This window comes from Marinobacter sp. M5B (assembly GCF_042604615.1).
Taxonomy (GTDB): Bacteria; Pseudomonadota; Gammaproteobacteria; order Pseudomonadales; family Oleiphilaceae; genus Marinobacter; species Marinobacter salarius.
On the sequence record NZ_CP156894.1, the window covers coordinates 2,135,814 to 2,151,517 of the forward strand.

The 15,704-nt window shown below is 56.6% G+C and carries 14 protein-coding genes and 2 tRNA genes; 10 read left to right on the forward strand and 6 right to left on the reverse strand.

The features are described 5' to 3' along the window. Window positions 1–47 precede the first annotated feature (47 nt). From hisS to der, 4 genes are all read left to right on the forward strand, one after another. Window positions 48–1,301 carry a histidine--tRNA ligase gene (gene hisS, locus AAGD24_RS09685; RefSeq protein WP_379867326.1) on the forward strand — a complete coding sequence of 418 codons (1,254 nt, stop codon included), beginning with the start codon at window positions 48–50 and terminating at the stop codon, window positions 1,299–1,301. A 50-nt stretch (window positions 1,302–1,351) separates the two neighbouring features. Continuing rightward, on the forward strand, window positions 1,352–2,008 hold the full coding sequence (locus AAGD24_RS09690; RefSeq protein WP_036208138.1) for a tetratricopeptide repeat protein: 657 nt from the start codon (window positions 1,352–1,354) through the stop codon (window positions 2,006–2,008). Then, the gene (bamB, locus tag AAGD24_RS09695) at window positions 2,008–3,180 is read left to right on the forward strand and encodes an outer membrane protein assembly factor BamB (protein ID WP_151982032.1); all 1,173 of its coding nucleotides are present in this window, start codon (window positions 2,008–2,010) and stop codon (window positions 3,178–3,180) included. Before AAGD24_RS09690 ends, bamB begins: the two co-directional genes overlap by 1 nt. Window positions 3,181–3,242: 62 nt before the next feature. Continuing rightward, window positions 3,243–4,667 (forward strand): ribosome biogenesis GTPase Der, encoded by a 1,425-nt coding sequence (gene der / locus AAGD24_RS09700; protein ID WP_036208124.1) that lies wholly within the window; start codon window positions 3,243–3,245, stop codon window positions 4,665–4,667. Between the two features lie 43 nt (window positions 4,668–4,710). Here the strand turns inward: der and AAGD24_RS09705 are convergent, their stop codons facing one another. From AAGD24_RS09705 to AAGD24_RS09720, 4 genes are all read right to left on the reverse strand, one after another. Beyond that, the gene (locus AAGD24_RS09705) at window positions 4,711–7,125 is read right to left on the reverse strand and encodes an EAL domain-containing protein (RefSeq protein ID WP_036208121.1); all 2,415 of its coding nucleotides are present in this window, start codon (window positions 7,123–7,125) and stop codon (window positions 4,711–4,713) included. A 246-nt stretch (window positions 7,126–7,371) separates the two neighbouring features. Next, window positions 7,372–7,447: transfer RNA gene (locus AAGD24_RS09710), tRNA-Glu, on the reverse strand. A gap of 147 nt (window positions 7,448–7,594) precedes the next feature. Next, window positions 7,595–8,500: a TIGR01777 family oxidoreductase gene (locus AAGD24_RS09715; protein ID WP_379867276.1), complete on the reverse strand. Its 906-nt coding sequence runs from the start codon at window positions 8,498–8,500 to the stop codon at window positions 7,595–7,597. Between the two features lie 56 nt (window positions 8,501–8,556). Beyond that, on the reverse strand, window positions 8,557–8,943 hold the full coding sequence (locus tag AAGD24_RS09720) for a sirohydrochlorin chelatase (RefSeq protein WP_036208116.1): 387 nt from the start codon (window positions 8,941–8,943) through the stop codon (window positions 8,557–8,559). Between the two features lie 96 nt (window positions 8,944–9,039). Between AAGD24_RS09720 and AAGD24_RS09725 the strand changes: the two genes are divergently transcribed. The 6 genes from AAGD24_RS09725 (at window position 9,040) to AAGD24_RS09750 (ending at window position 14,248) form a co-directional block, all read left to right on the forward strand. After that, a complete protein-coding gene (locus tag AAGD24_RS09725; protein WP_041333206.1) occupies window positions 9,040–9,642 on the forward strand; it encodes a DUF924 family protein in 603 nt (200 codons plus the stop codon). 161 nt (window positions 9,643–9,803) lie between these two features. Beyond that, window positions 9,804–10,547, forward strand: coding sequence for a TetR/AcrR family transcriptional regulator (locus AAGD24_RS09730; protein WP_379867278.1), 744 nt, complete (start codon window positions 9,804–9,806; stop codon window positions 10,545–10,547). A gap of 77 nt (window positions 10,548–10,624) precedes the next feature. Beyond that, window positions 10,625–10,700: transfer RNA gene (locus AAGD24_RS09735), tRNA-Gly, on the forward strand. A gap of 140 nt (window positions 10,701–10,840) precedes the next feature. After that, a complete protein-coding gene (locus AAGD24_RS09740) occupies window positions 10,841–11,650 on the forward strand; it encodes an MOSC domain-containing protein (protein ID WP_036208108.1) in 810 nt (269 codons plus the stop codon). Between the two features lies 1 nt (window position 11,651). After that, complete coding sequence (locus AAGD24_RS09745; protein ID WP_379867280.1) at window positions 11,652–13,580, forward strand: ATP-binding cassette domain-containing protein; 1,929 nt, start codon at window positions 11,652–11,654, stop codon at window positions 13,578–13,580. Further along, the gene (locus AAGD24_RS09750; RefSeq protein WP_075196843.1) at window positions 13,577–14,248 is read left to right on the forward strand and encodes a DUF6901 family protein; all 672 of its coding nucleotides are present in this window, start codon (window positions 13,577–13,579) and stop codon (window positions 14,246–14,248) included. The genes AAGD24_RS09745 and AAGD24_RS09750 overlap by 4 nt, the downstream gene beginning before the upstream one ends. Window positions 14,249–14,269: 21 nt before the next feature. Here AAGD24_RS09750 and AAGD24_RS09755 read toward each other — a convergent pair whose 3' ends face one another. Next, window positions 14,270–14,701, reverse strand: a complete 432-nt coding sequence (locus AAGD24_RS09755) for a universal stress protein (protein ID WP_036208100.1) — start codon at window positions 14,699–14,701, stop codon at window positions 14,270–14,272. Window positions 14,702–14,860: 159 nt separating this feature from the next. Continuing rightward, the gene (locus AAGD24_RS09760; RefSeq protein WP_085680839.1) at window positions 14,861–15,676 is read right to left on the reverse strand and encodes a hypothetical protein; all 816 of its coding nucleotides are present in this window, start codon (window positions 15,674–15,676) and stop codon (window positions 14,861–14,863) included. Between the last annotated feature and the right edge of the window lie 28 nt (window positions 15,677–15,704).

Genomic DNA, 15,704 nt, shown 5'->3' on the forward strand with positions numbered 1-15,704 from the left:
GACACAGATAAGGTAGTAACTTGGCTAAGATCCAGGCAATCCGCGGGATGAACGATATCCTGCCAGAGCAGACGCCGGTGTGGCAGTTTGTGGAAGACGCGGTCAGGAAAGTGCTTTCCCAGTACGGTTATCAGGAAATTCGCATGCCGGTGGTTGAGCAGACGGACCTGTTCAAGCGCTCTATTGGCGAAGTGACGGATATCGTTGAGAAAGAGATGTACACCTTTGAGGATCGCAACGGTGACAGCCTGACCCTGCGCCCCGAAGGTACGGCCGGCTGCGTGCGCGCCGCCGAAGAACACGGTCTGCTTTTTAATCAGACCCGCCGGCTTTGGTACACCGGCCCCATGTTTCGTCATGAGCGCCCCCAAAAAGGCCGTTACCGTCAGTTCCACCAGATCGGCGTGGAATGTTTTGGCATGACCGGCCCGGATATTGATGCTGAGCTCCTCGTGTTGACGGCCAGGCTCTGGCGCGCGCTAGGACTGAGTGAACACACCCGCCTGGAAATCAATTCCATAGGTACGTCTGCTGCCCGTCGGGAATACCGCGAGGCGCTGGTCGCGTACCTCTCGGATTACCGGGAGCAGTTGGACGAAGACAGCCAACGGCGTCTTGGCTCGAACCCGCTACGCATTCTGGACAGCAAGAACCCGGATACCCAGAGACTTCTGGTGGACGCGCCTCGTCTGGATGATTACCTCGACGACGAGTCTCGGGATCATTTTCGGCAACTGCGCTCGTTGCTGGACGCGGCTGGCATTGAGTATACGGTGAATCCAAAGCTGGTTCGCGGGCTCGACTATTATGGCAAAACTGTATTCGAGTGGATTACCGACAGCCTGGGTGCCCAGGGGACGATATGCGCCGGTGGTCGCTATGATGGGCTGGTGGAGCAATTGGGAGGCAAGCCCACGGTTGCGGTCGGTTTCGCCATGGGGCTCGAACGACTGATCCTCCTGCTGGAAACGCTTAACCTTGTGCCAGACAGTGCCAATGGCAATGTCGATGTGTATGTTGCGGCTATGGGTGAATCCACCGTGGCACCCGCATTGGCGCTGGGTGAATCCCTTCGTGACGCTTTGCCGGGCGTAACGGTTATGGGGCACTGTGGCGGCGGCAGTTTCAAGAGTCAGATGAAAAAGGCTGATCGCAGTGGCGCCCGTTACGCGGTCATTCTGGGTGAGAATGAGGTTGCCAACGGGACGGTCGGCCTTAAGCCGTTACGGTCAGACGAGGGGCAACTAGACGTTGCTCAGGGTGATCTGGCCGCGACGCTTGAAGAATTGCTTGGCCGCTGATGGCGCGCCGACGAGTTACAGCATAATAATCATCTATTGCAGGAGTCATCATGGCTGAAATGCGTACTGAGGAAGAAACGGTCCAGGCAATCAAGGACTGGTGGAAGAAGAATGGCAGCTCGCTCCTGATTGGCGTCGGTGCGGCGCTGGCGATTGTTTTCGGGTGGCAGGCCTGGCAGAACCATCAAATGCAGCAGCGTACGGAAGCGGCTTCCCAGTTTGCCGAGCTGATCAATGCCTATAGCGATGAGACAGATGAAAATCGCGCAGATACCGTTGCCTACGTGGCCGAGAACCTGCGAGAAGAATACAGCGACAGCGCCTTCGCTGTTTATGGCATGTTGATGCTTGCTCGCCAGCAGGTTATGGACCAGGGCGATCCGGAAGGGGCGATCGAGTCCCTGACCTGGGCGCAGGAAAAAGCCGGCGAAAGCGGAGCGTTGGCAATGGTTATTCGCAACCGCCTGGCCCGCGCCCAGTTCGCGGCGGAGCAGTACGAAGAGGCTTTGGCAACCATTGAGGGTACGGACAATACCGGTAGTTTCGGCGCTATTTTTACCGAGCTTAAAGGCGACATCCTGCTAGCCCAGGGTAATCGTGAGGGGGCTCGTGAAGCGTATCTGGCGGCCCGTGAAATGAACCAGCAGGGTCGTAGCGGCATTCTTGAGCTCAAGCTATCCGACCTTGGTGTTGAGGAGGGAGCCTGATGCCCTGGTTGGTTAACGGGCATACCAGACTCCTTTCGCTTGCGGGTATGCTGACACTGGCTGTCCTTGCAGGATGTAGTACCAGTGACACCTTTGAGCAACCTGCACCGGTTCCGGAGATTTCATCCAGTGTCGGGCTTGAGCCTGTCTGGAGTATGGGTGTTGGGGACGGGCATGATGACAACTTCCTGTACCTCGCCCCTCTGAACACCGGAGACCGTTTGTATGCGGCATCAGCCGATGGCGAGGTTTATGCCGTCGGCTCCGAAAACGGCGAGGTATTCTGGTTCCGGGATCTTGACGAGGAAATCAGTGCCGGCGTTGGTGGCGATCAGGGAAACCTGTACCTGGTCACCCGTGATGCTGAGCTGATGGCACTGTCGCGCGAAGATGGTTCTGAGCTTTGGCGGCAGCCTTTGCCCAACGAAGTGTTGGCGTCCCCCCAGTCCAACGGACGCCTGGTGGTGACACAGACCATTGATGGCAAGGTGCTGGCGTTTGATACCGCCTCCGGGGAGCAGGCATGGCAATACGACAGTGATGTCCCGGTCCTGTCAATACGTGCAGCGGCGTCGCCGCTTGTCGGGGCAGACCTTGTGCTGGCTTCACTGGCCAACGGCAAGCTCATGGCGATCTCCACTGAGACCGGCCAGCCCGTTTGGCAGTATGAAGTCGGCCAGCCGCAGGGCCGTACCGAGCTTGAACGGCTTGTTGATGTGGCCGGTGAGCCGCTGATTCTAGAGAGCGCAGCGATGATTGTGGGCTATCAGGGCAAGCTTGCGCTGGTTGACCTGCAAACCGGACAGGAAATCTGGAGTCGTCCCGCCTCCAGCCTGCAGTCACCAATGATCGGCAACGGTAATATTTTTGTCGCGGGTGCCAACGGCGATATCACGGCCTACCGCGGTTCCGACCGTCGCGAGCTGTGGGTTCAGGACCGGTTATCCTGGCGGCAGCCAACGCAGCCGGTTGTCTATGAGGATTACCTGTTGATTGGTGATTTCGAGGGGTATATTCATATGTTGTCGTTGGAAGACGGCAGCCTGGTGGGTCAGCTTGAATTTGACGACGAGGGCCTGCGGGTGCCTTTCCAGCGCCTGCAGAACGGTAACCTTCTTGTGTATGGCAATAGCGGTAAACTGTCGGTATTGAAACTCCGGACGCTCGACTGAGTGCTCCTTTCCGGCCCTATCGCTGTGAAGCGCGGGCCCTGTTTAATGTGTAGCGAAAGACTATGACCCCTGTAATTGCTCTTGTCGGGCGCCCCAACGTGGGCAAATCGACACTGTTTAATCAAATGACGCGGTCCCGGGATGCGCTTGTAGCGGATTTCCCCGGCTTAACCCGTGATCGTAAATACGGTGAGGGCAATTACGAAGGGCAGCGCTTTATCGTGATTGATACCGGTGGCCTGACCGGGGGTGAGGAAGGCCTGGACGCTGAAATGGCCCGCCAGTCCATGCAGGCTGTCGAGGAAGCTGACATTGTCCTGTTTCTGGTAGATGGCAAGGCCGGCCTCAATGGCGGCGACGAACTGATTGCTGCCCATCTTCGGAAAACCGGCAAGCGGGCGCATCTGGTGGTCAACAAGACGGATGGCCAGGACCCCGACATCGCCGCTTCCGATTTCTACGGCCTGGGCTTTGAGTCTACCTATCTGATTGCTGCCTCTCACAACCGGGGCATTCGCTCCATGCTGGAAGAGTTGCTGCCGTCCGAGGAAGAGCGCGAAGGGCAGGACCGTGCCGATCGTTATCCGGGCATACGCATTGGTATTGTCGGGCGACCGAACGTGGGCAAGTCAACATTGGTCAACCGCATGCTCGGAGAGGACCGGGTGATCGTCTATGACATGCCCGGCACCACCCGGGACAGCGTTTACATCCCGTTTGAACGCATGGATAACCAGTACACACTGATCGATACGGCCGGTGTGCGCCGGCGCAAGAATGTCAGTGAGGTGGTGGAGAAGTTTTCCATCATCAAGACCCTCCAGGCTATCGATGACGCCCATGTGGTCATCCTGGTTATCGACGCCCGGGAAGGTCTGGTGGACCAGGACCTGCATTTGATTGGCTTTGTTCTGGACGCCGGCCGTTCCCTGGTGATTGCGGTCAACAAATGGGACGGCATGGACCCGGACGACCGGGCCAAGGTAAAAGAGCAGGTTCAGCGCCGCCTGGACTTTCTTGACTATGCCGACAAACACTATATATCCGCTCTTCACGGGTCCGGTGTGGGCGTCATGTACGATTCGGTTCACGCCTGCTATGAGTCAGCGATGGCCAAGTGGCCGACCAATCGCCTGACGGCCATCCTTCAGGACGCGACCGCCCAACACCAGCCGCCGCTTGTGCAGGGGCGAAGAATAAAACTGCGGTATGCCCACCAGGGTGGGTCCAATCCTCCAGTGATTGTGGTCCATGGCAATCAGACTGATGCGTTGCCAGGGGCTTACAAGCGCTATCTGGAGAATACCTTCCGTAAAGTGCTGAAGGTCAATGGTTCTCCCATTCGCTTCGAGTTCCGTTCCAGTGAAAACCCGTTCGCTAATAAGGTTAGCCGGCTGACGCCGCGTCAGAAGGTCAAACAGGACAATGACCTGAAGAAAGGGCGGCCGGTGCGGAAGAAAGCGCGAATGAAGAGCAAGAAACGCTGAAACGATCCGACCGTCGGGGCAGCGCCAGGCAGTCGGTGCTGCATCAAAGGGCGCGATGGTTGGTCTTTAGCCACTCCTGAAACTCGTTTTCGGGCATCGGCCTGCTGTAGAAATAGCCTTGTGAATAGTCACAGCCTTCCTGTTGCAGGAAGTGTGTCTGGGCTTCTTCTTCCACGCCTTCTGCAATTACACTCAAGCCAAGACTGTGGGCCATGTTGATAATGGCCTTCACCAGCGAGGCGTCCTCCCGCTCCTTCATCACGTCCTGGACAAAGGATTTGTCGATTTTCAGGGTATCGAAAGGGTAGCTCTTGAGGTAGCTGAGCGCCGAATAGCCGGTACCGAAGTCATCAACTGACAGGCGAATACCGGATTGATCGAGTTGCCGCAGGATATCGGCGGTTTCTATGGTGTTATCAAGGATCAGTCGCTCAGTGATTTCCAGTTCCAGTTGCTGGGGGGGCAAACCGCTGGCTTTGAGAGCATTCATGACGGTGTCGACAAAGCCCGGATCCCTGAATTGCCTGGGAGATACGTTGACTGAAATGCCGATGTCCGTACCAGTGGACTCTTTCCAGCGTATGGCCGCCAGGCAGGCTTCCCGTAACACCCATTCACCAATCGGCGTTATCAGGCCGGTTTCTTCCGCCAGGGGTATAAACCGGTCGGGCATGACCATACCCATACCGGGGTTATTCCAGCGCAGCAGGGCTTCAGCAGAGCACAGTTGTCCGGACTCAGTGCGAACAATGGGCTGGTAGTAGAGCTCAAACTCTTTTTGCTCCAGGGCCCGGCGCATCAGCGATTCCATCTGCAGCCGTTCATGGGAGACTTCCGTCATTTCCGGAGCAAAGAGAGCATAGGCACTTTTACCCTTGTGTTTGGCCTGGTACATGGCGGCATCGGCGTGTTGAAGCAGGGTGCCGCTGTTATCGGAGTCGTTCGGGAAAACGGAGATACCGATACTGGTGGTTACGAACACTTCCTGGCCATTCAGCAAGTAAGGAGGGGCAAAGGTCTTGAGGATACGCTCTGCCACCTGTGACGTCGCCTCGGGGCCCGTCAGGCCGGGCAATATCACCAGAAACTCATCACCACCAAGCCTGGCGACGGTGCTGGTACCCCGAAGGCAGCTGGAAATCCGTCGTGCGGCCTCTATCAGGAGGTTGTCACCGGCGTCGTGCCCAAGGGTATCGTTAATGTGCTTGAAGTTGTCCAGGTCGAGAAACATCACGCCAACCAGGGAGCTTTCGCGTCTTGCCTGGGCCAGGGCCAGTTTCAGGCGATCCAGGGCGAGCATCCGGTTGGGAAGCCCGGTCAGGATGTCGTAGTTAGCCTGTCTGAGCAGTTGTTGCTCGTAGCGCTTGCGAATGCTGATATCTTCGCCAAGAATCAGGTAGCCGGTGGCTTCGCCCTTGGAATTCTTGATGGGGGTTACGATCAGTTGTTCCCAGAAGCGCTCACCGTTCTTGCGAACGCTGTTGATTTCCCCCTGCCAGACCCCCACGCGTTGGACCTGAAGTCGGATGGATTGCCACAGTTGGCGGTTTTCTCGATGGGCCTGTGCATCCTCGGATAGCACGCCCGGGTGTTTTCCGGCGATGGTGGCTGCGTCGTAGCCGGTGAGCTGGCTGAATTTCTGGTTGGCGTATTCGATACGCCACTGGCGATCACAAATCAGCACCGATGACGGGCTTTGCTCAATCGCCTTGGAGAATTTTCGGATTTCCTGGGCATCGCGCTCCTGTCGCTCGAGGTCATCGTTGAGACGTTCCCGCATCTGGTTGATGGCAACGGTGACCTGGGCCAGTTCGTCATTTCGATTCAGTTGGGTGTCCGGTCGGTCCAGTTCAAGCGGGTCTGACAGGTTGTTGAGTGAGAAATTGCGGGCGTAGTTGGCCATGGTGGTCAGGTGCCGCGCAATGAAGTGCTGGAAAATCCAGATGATCAGGATCGAAACGAAAAAGGTCTTCAGGAACTGGGTGGTCAGCACCACTACGACTTTTTGGCGCATGTCCGAGAACACCCGCTTCAGATCGGCGGTGATGGTCAACTGACCCAAACTGAACATTTCATCACCCTGGTGGGTGAGCTTGAACGTATGGCTGATTGTCTGGGCGTTGCGAGGGATTTCGCCCATGACCAGTTCGGAATCCGGTTCAATTTTGAGGCGTAGGTGAACGATGTCTGGCAGGCTGAGTATGCCTTCGAGCTGGGTCTGTAGGAGTTTCTGATCCAGCGCCCATAGGCTGCGGGCCAGACTGGAGGTATAGCCGGTTTCGACAACCATCATGCGCCTGTCGATCTGCGACAGGTCCTTCCGGTAATCCGAGTATATCTGGATAGCTGAAGAGATGAGCGTGAACAACGAGCTGAACAACAGGATGTATGCGAGCAGCCTGAAGGACAGGGGAGACCCGGTTCGAAATCGTTGCAGGCGAGTCAACAGTTTTTGCATGTCCTATACTTCGGCCACCCTGGCAGGTTTCAATGAGCATGGTCAGACGGTGTTCTCAGGACTATAGCAGCAGTTTCTTGCAAATGCCTCGCAAATATAGGAAAAATCGGGAGAAATGTGTCACTGTTCAGGATTTGTTAATGTCTTGGGAGCGGGCAGTGTTCGGGGGTGTTGAACGCCTGCGCATGCAGGGCTGATCGATTGGGAGTGCAGAGTGGACCTGCAAAGAAAAAGAAGCTGAAAAAATGGCGTCCCCTAGGGGGTTCGAACCCCTGTTGCCGCCGTGAAAGGGCGGAGTCCTAGGCCACTAGACGAAGGGGACGCATCGCTTCAAAAGCTTGCCTCGTCGAGGTGGCGCGTATATTAAGTAAGGCGATACGAGCTGTCAAACGGTTTTTAAAAAATAATAGCTTTCGCGAGCACAGCAGGTTGGTCGAGGAAGCTGCCCTGAGCCTTTCCGAGGACCGCCTCAGTACCTTACCGAATCCGCCAGGGCTGGGCCCAATTCAGGATACTGGAAATGGAACCCTTCGGCTTCGAGTCTTTCGGGTATGGCCATTTGGCCGGTCAGTAACAACCGGGACATTTCGCCCAGCGCCAACTTAAGGACCGGACTTGGTGCCGGGAAAATGGCCGGCCGGCCCAAAACGCCGGCAAGACACTTTGTAAACTGCCGGTTGGTGACCGGGTTGGGGCTCACGACGTTGTAGGGGCCGTTGGCCTTGTCGGATTCGAGCATCCAGACAAGCGCTGCGACCACGTCGTCCCGGTGAACCCATGGCATGAACTGTTCGCCGTCGCCAAGTCGTCCCCCAAGACCCAGGCGGAAGGGTAGAAGCATGCGCTGCAGGAAACCGCCACCCGGGCCGGCAACAATCCCCGTCCGCGACAGGCATACGCGAACGCCATCAGCCTCCAGGCTCAGAGCTTCCTGTTCCCAGTCGCGGCACATGCGATGAGTGAGTTCGTCATGGGGCAACGTTTGCTCAGTCACGCGTTCACGGCCCTGGTCGCCGTAGAAACCCACCGCAGAACCGGACACCAGCACGCGCGGGAGTGATTCCCAGCTCCTTATCACGTTCGCCAGGAGGCTAGTAAGGCCGATACGGCTGTCCCGCAGTTCCTGTTTGCGGCGATCGGACCACCGTTTATCGGCGATGCCTTCGCCAGCCAGGTTGATAACCGCACCGAACCCCGGGTGGCCTCGTAGCAGCTCGAGATCTCCCAACGCCTCTACACGTCCACAAAGAGCCTGAACGTTTGCCGTGGACTGTCTGCTGAAGACGGTTGGGGCGTAGCCTTTGCTGATCAGTTGTTGGCACAATGATTGGCCGATGAATCCGGTGCCTCCGGTGATCAGAATCCGATTATCCATTGCTGCTCGCTCCTGGGTCGGTTAATGGTCGGCTATTGATAGTTGTCGGTGATGGGTTATGCCGGCTGTTTGTGGCTGTCGAGTTCGTGGATCACAACGTCACGAATGGCTTTCCCCAGTTCGGGATTCTCACCGATGGGTGGTGCAAGCGTAATGCTGACCTCGTGTTGGCTTTGTAGCCCCTCGATCATCGCGGGAACGTCTTTTCTGAGATGACGGCCCGCCGCCAGGAACAGCGGCACGACGGTATACTGTCGGACGCCTTCACTTGCTCCCTCGCTGATAACCGTATCCAGGGAGGGCTCTGCCAGTTCCATATAGGCAATGCGGGACCCGGGTACAGATTCAAGTGTCGGGGTTGCCAATGCTTCGAACGTCCGGCACCAGCGCTCATCGCTGCTTCCATGGGCAAGTAGGATTATTCGGGGAGCTTCTCCGTTCATAGTATCTCCTGGTATGAATAAAAGCTGGGATAGTAATCTAAAGTGTAGCAGCCGCAGGCCTGCCACTGTGCTGCTCGATGACGATAGGATGGGTATATGTTCGATTGGAAAGAGATTCTGGATTTCTGGTTTGGTGAACTTGATGAGCACGGCCTGCCGGACAGCTTTCACAGGAATCGCTGGTTCCGTTCCACGCGTGCCTTCGACCAGGAAATCCGGCGACGCTTCCTGTCGATGGTCCTTTTTGCGTCAGAGGACGGTCTGCGGCACTGGCGCAAGACGGCCGGTGGGGCTCTTGCAGAGATCATCCTGCTGGATCAGTTCACACGGAATATACATCGGGGCGGAGCGCTGGCGTTTTCCAATGACCGGTTGTCTGTACAGCTCTGTAAGGCAGCGATGCGTGATGGACAGGACATGGAATTGCCCCCGGTAAAGCGGGGCTTCCTCTATATGCCGCTGCAGCACTCGGAAAAACGTGAGGATCAGGATCTGTCTGTGGAGTGTTACTCGCAATTGGCCGCCGCTACCGATGGCATTGTCGGAGATTTTATGGAGAGTTTTCTACAATCCGCCCGTGACCATCGGGATATCATCCACCAATTCGGCCGTTTTCCACACCGCAACCAGGCACTGAAACGCTCCTCGAGCCCGGAGGAGCAAGCCTACCTGACCAACGGTAAGCGCTTCGGCCAATAAATGCCTTCAAATCCGTTCAACAGGCCGGAACTGCCAAGCCCATCAAGGTTTCATGGCGCCTTATGCGGCAGAATTTACAAAAACTAACAAGAATCAGGCTTCGCTGCACAGGTCTCAGGGCCATTGCAGGCGGCCGGCGATCGAAACAAGGAAAACCAGCCATGGGGCAGTTACAGAACCCCGCACTCCAGGCGAACAGTGAACTGCCGGAGAACCGATTACTTCGGCAGTCGATTCGCTACAGGGGGCGCAAGACCTTACGTGTAAAAAGCGAGCTACGGCGTCTTAAAATCCTGGAGGCGACCCTTCGAATTGCAGCTCGTGACGGTTTGCGAGGCATCAAGCATCGAGCTGTTGCGAGGGAAGCGAAAGTGCCTCTGGCCGCCACCACCTATTACTTTCGCGATATTCATGAATTGATCAGTGACTCATTCATGCTTTTCGCTGAAAAAGCCCGGGACAATCTTGATGGCTTTTATGACACCATCAATCTGGTGCTGGATACCACCCCTGCAGAAACCCTTCGGCGCAATGGTCCCCAACGCAAAGAATTGGCTGCGCGTTTGTCGGTAATATCGACGGCCTACCTCCATGAGCAGTTTACAAAGCGAAGGCAGCAGATGCTGGCGGAGCAGGTGTTCCTTATGGAAGCGCTAAGGGATGACCGTCTTGCGGGCCTGGCAAGAAGCTATCGTGAAGCCTGGACCGCAGGCCTGCGGCAGATACTGAAGCGGCTGGATTCGCCATCACCGGAGAGAGACGCAACGCTGCTGGTGAATGTCACTCTGGGTATGGGATATGATTCTTTACTCAACGATCAGCGTGTGGATTACGCTGCACTGTCTGAGACCGTTGCGCGCGTGATCGGGTTGACGTTAGGCGAACAGGAGATCGTACCGGTCTGAATATGGGGATAAAAAAGGTCCTGAAAAAAGAGTTGACGAACCCGGATGAATCCGTAGAATACGCGTCCGTTGATCAAGCGGGAATAGCTCAGTTGGTAGAGCACAACCTTGCCAAGGTTGGGGTCGCGAGTTCGAATCTCGTTTCCCGCTCCAGATTCCAAAAACCCGGTCTTTTCGAAAGGAAAGGCCGGGTTTTTCATTTTTAGCCTGCAAGCCACAGTCTTCACACCCTGTTCTCGGTTATACTGCCAGGTCATATTGGATGCCTTGTCGTCAGTGTTTCGGGAGCGCCCATGCAGGTACATTCGTTGTATGTCTATCCGGTCAAATCCCTGGCCGGAATCCAGGTTTCTTCATTCCTTCTGGACGAGTTCGGTCCGGCCGATGACCGTCGCTGGATGATCGTTGATTCCGAGCGCGAGTTCGTTACCCAGCGAAGCAATCCGGAACTCGCCATGATCAAAACCCGGTTGGACTCAGGGCAGGTCTTTGTCGATATACCGGGGGAGGGCGAGTTTCCATTGTTGCCGGACACTGAGGAGTGTCGTGTCAGGGTCTGGCGGGACTGGGCGAAAGCGGTGTACGGAGAGGACAAGGCATCTGCCGCGCTGTCCCGCTACTGTGGCCAGACATTTCGCTTTGTGTATATGCCCGAGGAAACCTTCCGCCGCGTTGATGCGAGCCGGGTTACCGAGTATCGTCGGGTCAGCTTTGCCGATGGTTTTCCATTCCTGATCACCAACCTTGCGTCCCTTGAAGAGCTGAACACGCGCCTTGATTCGGCCATCGATATGCGAAGGTTCCGGCCGAACATTGTTGTTGAGGGCGCGGGGGCCTGGGATGAGGACAACTGGACATCTGCACGCATCGGGGAAACGGCATTCACGCTGGTAAAGCCCTGTTCCCGCTGTGTTATGACCACCGTGGATCCGGACCAAGGCGTAAAGTCCGTAGATCTGCAGCCTTTAAGGATGCTTGGAACCTATCGGCGAACCTCTGACGGCGTCATTTTCGGAATGAACGCCATTCATGAATCGGACGGGACCATCCGGGTCGGTGATCCGATTACTCTGCAAACGACTGCCACAACGGAGAATCAGTAACGTGCCATTGTTAACGCTGGATGCCGTATCCCTTGCTTTTGGCATGCAGCCATTGCTCGACCAAGCCTCTATGACCATCGAGGCAGGTGAACGTTTGTGTCTTCTTGGCAGGAATGGCGAGGGAAAATCCACACTACTGAAGATCGTCAGCGGTGAGGTAACGGCGGACGGCGGTGTTGTCCGGCTGGACGACGGTGCGGTGTTGTCAGTGCTGCCCCAGAATCTCCCCGTCAATGATACTCGAACCGCGTATGAGGCCGTTTCCGGTGCTTTCCCGGAGACCGGGGAATTGCTCGCGGAATTTCATCGGTTGTCCCAGACTGCGGATGAAGCCAGCCTGGACCGGCTGATGAAAGTACAGGAGCGCCTTGAGGCGCTGGATGGCTGGCGTCTGGACCAGAAAGTCGGCGCCATCCTCGAGCAATACGGCATCGACCCGGAGCAGCGTCTGAACACGCTCTCCGGCGGTTGGCAGCGACGCGTCCTGTTGGCGCGTGCCCTGGTGACCGAGCCGGATATCCTGTTACTGGATGAGCCTACCAACCACCTGGATGTGCCCGCCATTGCCTGGCTGGAAGAGGCCCTTGGTCAATTCCGTGGCGCGATTCTGTTTGTCAGCCACGACCGCGCGTTTATACGCCGCATGGCCACGCGCATCGTGGAACTGGACCGCGGGCATCTGGTGAGTTTTGCCGCTACGTACGACCGCTATCTGGACCTAAAGGAAAAGGCTCTGGAGGAGGAAGATCGCCAGAATGCGCTGTTCGACAAGCGGCTAAAACAGGAAGAGGCGTGGATACGCCAGGGGATTAAGGCTCGTAGGACCCGCAATATGGGCCGGGTGAGGGCGCTAAAGGCCATGCGTGAAGAACGCCAGCAACGTCGCGAACGCGGTGGAACTGCGAGCTTTTCGGTGGAAGACGCCGCCCGTTCCGGGAAACTGGTGGTGGAAGCCAGTGATGCCGGATTTGCCTATCCTGATGGTACCGCAGTCATTCGCGACATGAACATGACGGTCCTCAGGGGCGATAAGATTGGCCTCGTTGGTGAAAATGGCACTGGGAAGACCACCCTGGTCCGGCTAATGCTGGGAGACCTGAAGCCCACAGATGGCCGAATTCGCCTCGGCACCAATTTGCAGATCGCTTACTTCGACCAGCTCCGGGGTGAGCTCGACCTTGAACGCAATGCGCTGGATAACCTGTCCGAGGGGCGGGAGTTCATCGAAATTAACGGCCAGAGCAAGCACGTACTGGGATATCTGCAGGAATTTTTGTTCAGCCCGGAACGGGCGAGGTCCCCTGTGCGTGTCTTTTCCGGGGGTGAGCGTGCGCGTCTTCTTCTTGCCAAGCTCTTCAGCAAGCCGGCCAATATCCTGGTGCTGGATGAGCCGACCAATGATCTGGACGTGGAGACCCTGGAGTTACTTGAATCCCGGCTGGTGGAATTTGCCGGTACTGTGATCGTTATCAGCCACGACCGCGAGTTCCTCGATAACGTCGCTACTGATACGGTGTTCCTGGACGGCTCTGGCAGAGTCGCGGAGTTTGTCGGTGGGTATACCGATTGGCGGAGGCAGGGTGGCCGGTTCCCTTCTGAGGGGGTAAGCCGAAAGGCCACCAAGCCGCCAAAGAACCAGAGCCCAGTGCCGGAAAAGAAGCCGGAAGCGCCCGCAGTGGCAGACACCAAAAAAACAAAACCCGTAAAACTCAGCTACAAACTGAAGCTTGAACTGGAAAAACTTCCGGGCCAGATTGAAGAGCTGGAGGCGGAACTGGAAAAGCTTCGGGCACAGATTTCCGATCCGGAATTCTACTCCGGGCCCGCTGAGAGCGTCTCCACGACCCTGGCGGACCTCGGGGACAAGGAAGCCCACCTGGAGAAGGTCATCGAGCGCTGGATGGAGCTGGAAGAACAGGCGAATCAATGAATGTAACGTACCACTTCAAATTTGAAGACAAGCGTTCCGAGACGTTTAAAGTAACGGACCGGCCAGCTGAGCCGGTGGGCAACCTGCCGAGCTGGACAAGGTTGGAGCACTGCCAATGCGCCAACTGCCCGCTGAAAGCATCGGAGTCGCCACGATGTCCCGCCGCCGTTGAAATGCTTCCGGTTGTGAACGCCTTTCAGGCAGAGGACGCCTACCAGAAGGTGACTGTGGAGGTTACAGACGACCGCAGGCGTTATTCCAAGGACACCACGCTTGAGGAGTCCCTGAGGTCATTGCTGGGGCTGAAAATGGCGACAAGCGGGTGTCCGGTGTTGTCCGAACTGAAGTCGATGGCCGTGCATCACTTGCCGTTTGCCAGCAACGATGAATTCATCATGAGGAGTGTGTCTCACTACCTTTTGCAGCAGTACCTGGCGAAACGTAACCACAAGGAGCCAGACTGGGAACTGAAAGGGCTGGTGGAGAGAAATCAACGCCTGCAGTTGGTCAACCAGGCGTTATGGCAGCGGATCCATTCGGTGTGCGAGGGGGACAGTAACCTGAAGGCATTGCTGAACTTCTTCTCAATGGCCTCCAGTGTGAGTTTTTCCCTGGAAAGTCAGCTTCGAAAACTGGAAGCAAAAATGAAGGGCGACGGCGCCGACTAGGGCGCCGCGGCCATCGTCCGGCTACTGGATGCGGATCGCAAGGACATCGCAGACGGTGCCATGCAACACACCGTTGGCGGTTGATCCTAGAAGCAACTGGAATCCTTTGCGGCCGTGGCTTCCCACGATGACCAGGTCCACACTCTGCTCTTCAGACAGCCGATGGATTTCGGATTCAGGGCGCCCCACCGTCACTATCTGATTGTCTTTGCCAACATTGTACTTTTCACCGTACCCGGCAAGCTGTTCCTTTGCCGCCTTGTCCAGTTGATCCTGAAGTTCCGTCAGGTCCATCGGAATGTCGCCCCCATAGGCGTAGCCAACAGGCTCCACTACGTGCACAAGCATCAACTCAGCACCATGGGCTTTGCTTATTTCGACGGCCTTATTGAGTACCTGGGGGGCCTCTTCGGTCAGATCGATTGCCACCAGTATCTTCTTATAGATCGACATCGCATCGCTCCTTCGCGGATGGGGTCAAACTCTTGGTGTGCCAAAGCAGTACCTTGTCCCATAAGTGTAAACCAACACTGACAGGTATCAATGACTGACTGGAAAGGTGACAAAAGGAGAGTTGGCTGGGGCTACAATCTGCCCCAGCCGGCGTGGACGTCAGGCGTTTTCGCGCAACAGGCCAATGGTTGTTTCCAGGCCCCGGAGAATGCCTTTGGAATAGCGGTCGATCACAAACGCAACGTTGTTGTCGTTATAGTTAATATAGGAGCCCCGAATGAACTCCCACTTGGAGGTCAGGTCGTCCAGGGCGGCTTTTAGTGGGCCCTGGGCACCGCCTTTGGTGATCTGTGACAGGAAGGCGTCAAACTGCTTTGCCTGCTCGTCAAGAGGGATGTCGTTGGAGGAGCCCTGGAAGGTTTGCGATACCGAGGAATGGGTGCGGGCGGAGTACTTGGCCATCATCTGTGCCATAGTGACTGCCGCCGAGCGTGCGGCTTCAACTCTCTGGGCAGTTGCGACTTCGGCGCTTTCCCGGGCAACCGCGTACATCTCTGAAGCCACCTGGTTCATCGATAACGCCTGGTTCGCCATATCGGACACCAGGCGCAGGTCGGGATAGCCGGTGTTGCGCACGTCGTTGATGTTGCTCCGCATCAGATCCTTGAATTTGTCGAACTCCACGTTGAGGCTTTCAACCTGTTCTCCGGACAGTACGCCGGCGGTGCTGTCGGCGACCGAATTCATGGATTCGTTGGCGGCATTGATACTGGCGACAATCTCGTTCAGGGTTTCGGTATCGCCGCTTGCGCTGAACCGATAGTAGGCGTCGAGTGCCATGTAGTTATTGACCCGGAAGTTATGCAGGTCCGAAAGAAAGCCGTCGCCTTCCTGGGCGCGGACCGTAAAGGAGGTGATCAGTAACAGCACGAGCGCCGTTACCAGGGAACGTACCCGCAAGCGAGCGTCTTTCATCGGATGGGTCTCCGTTAAGGCTGTTTTA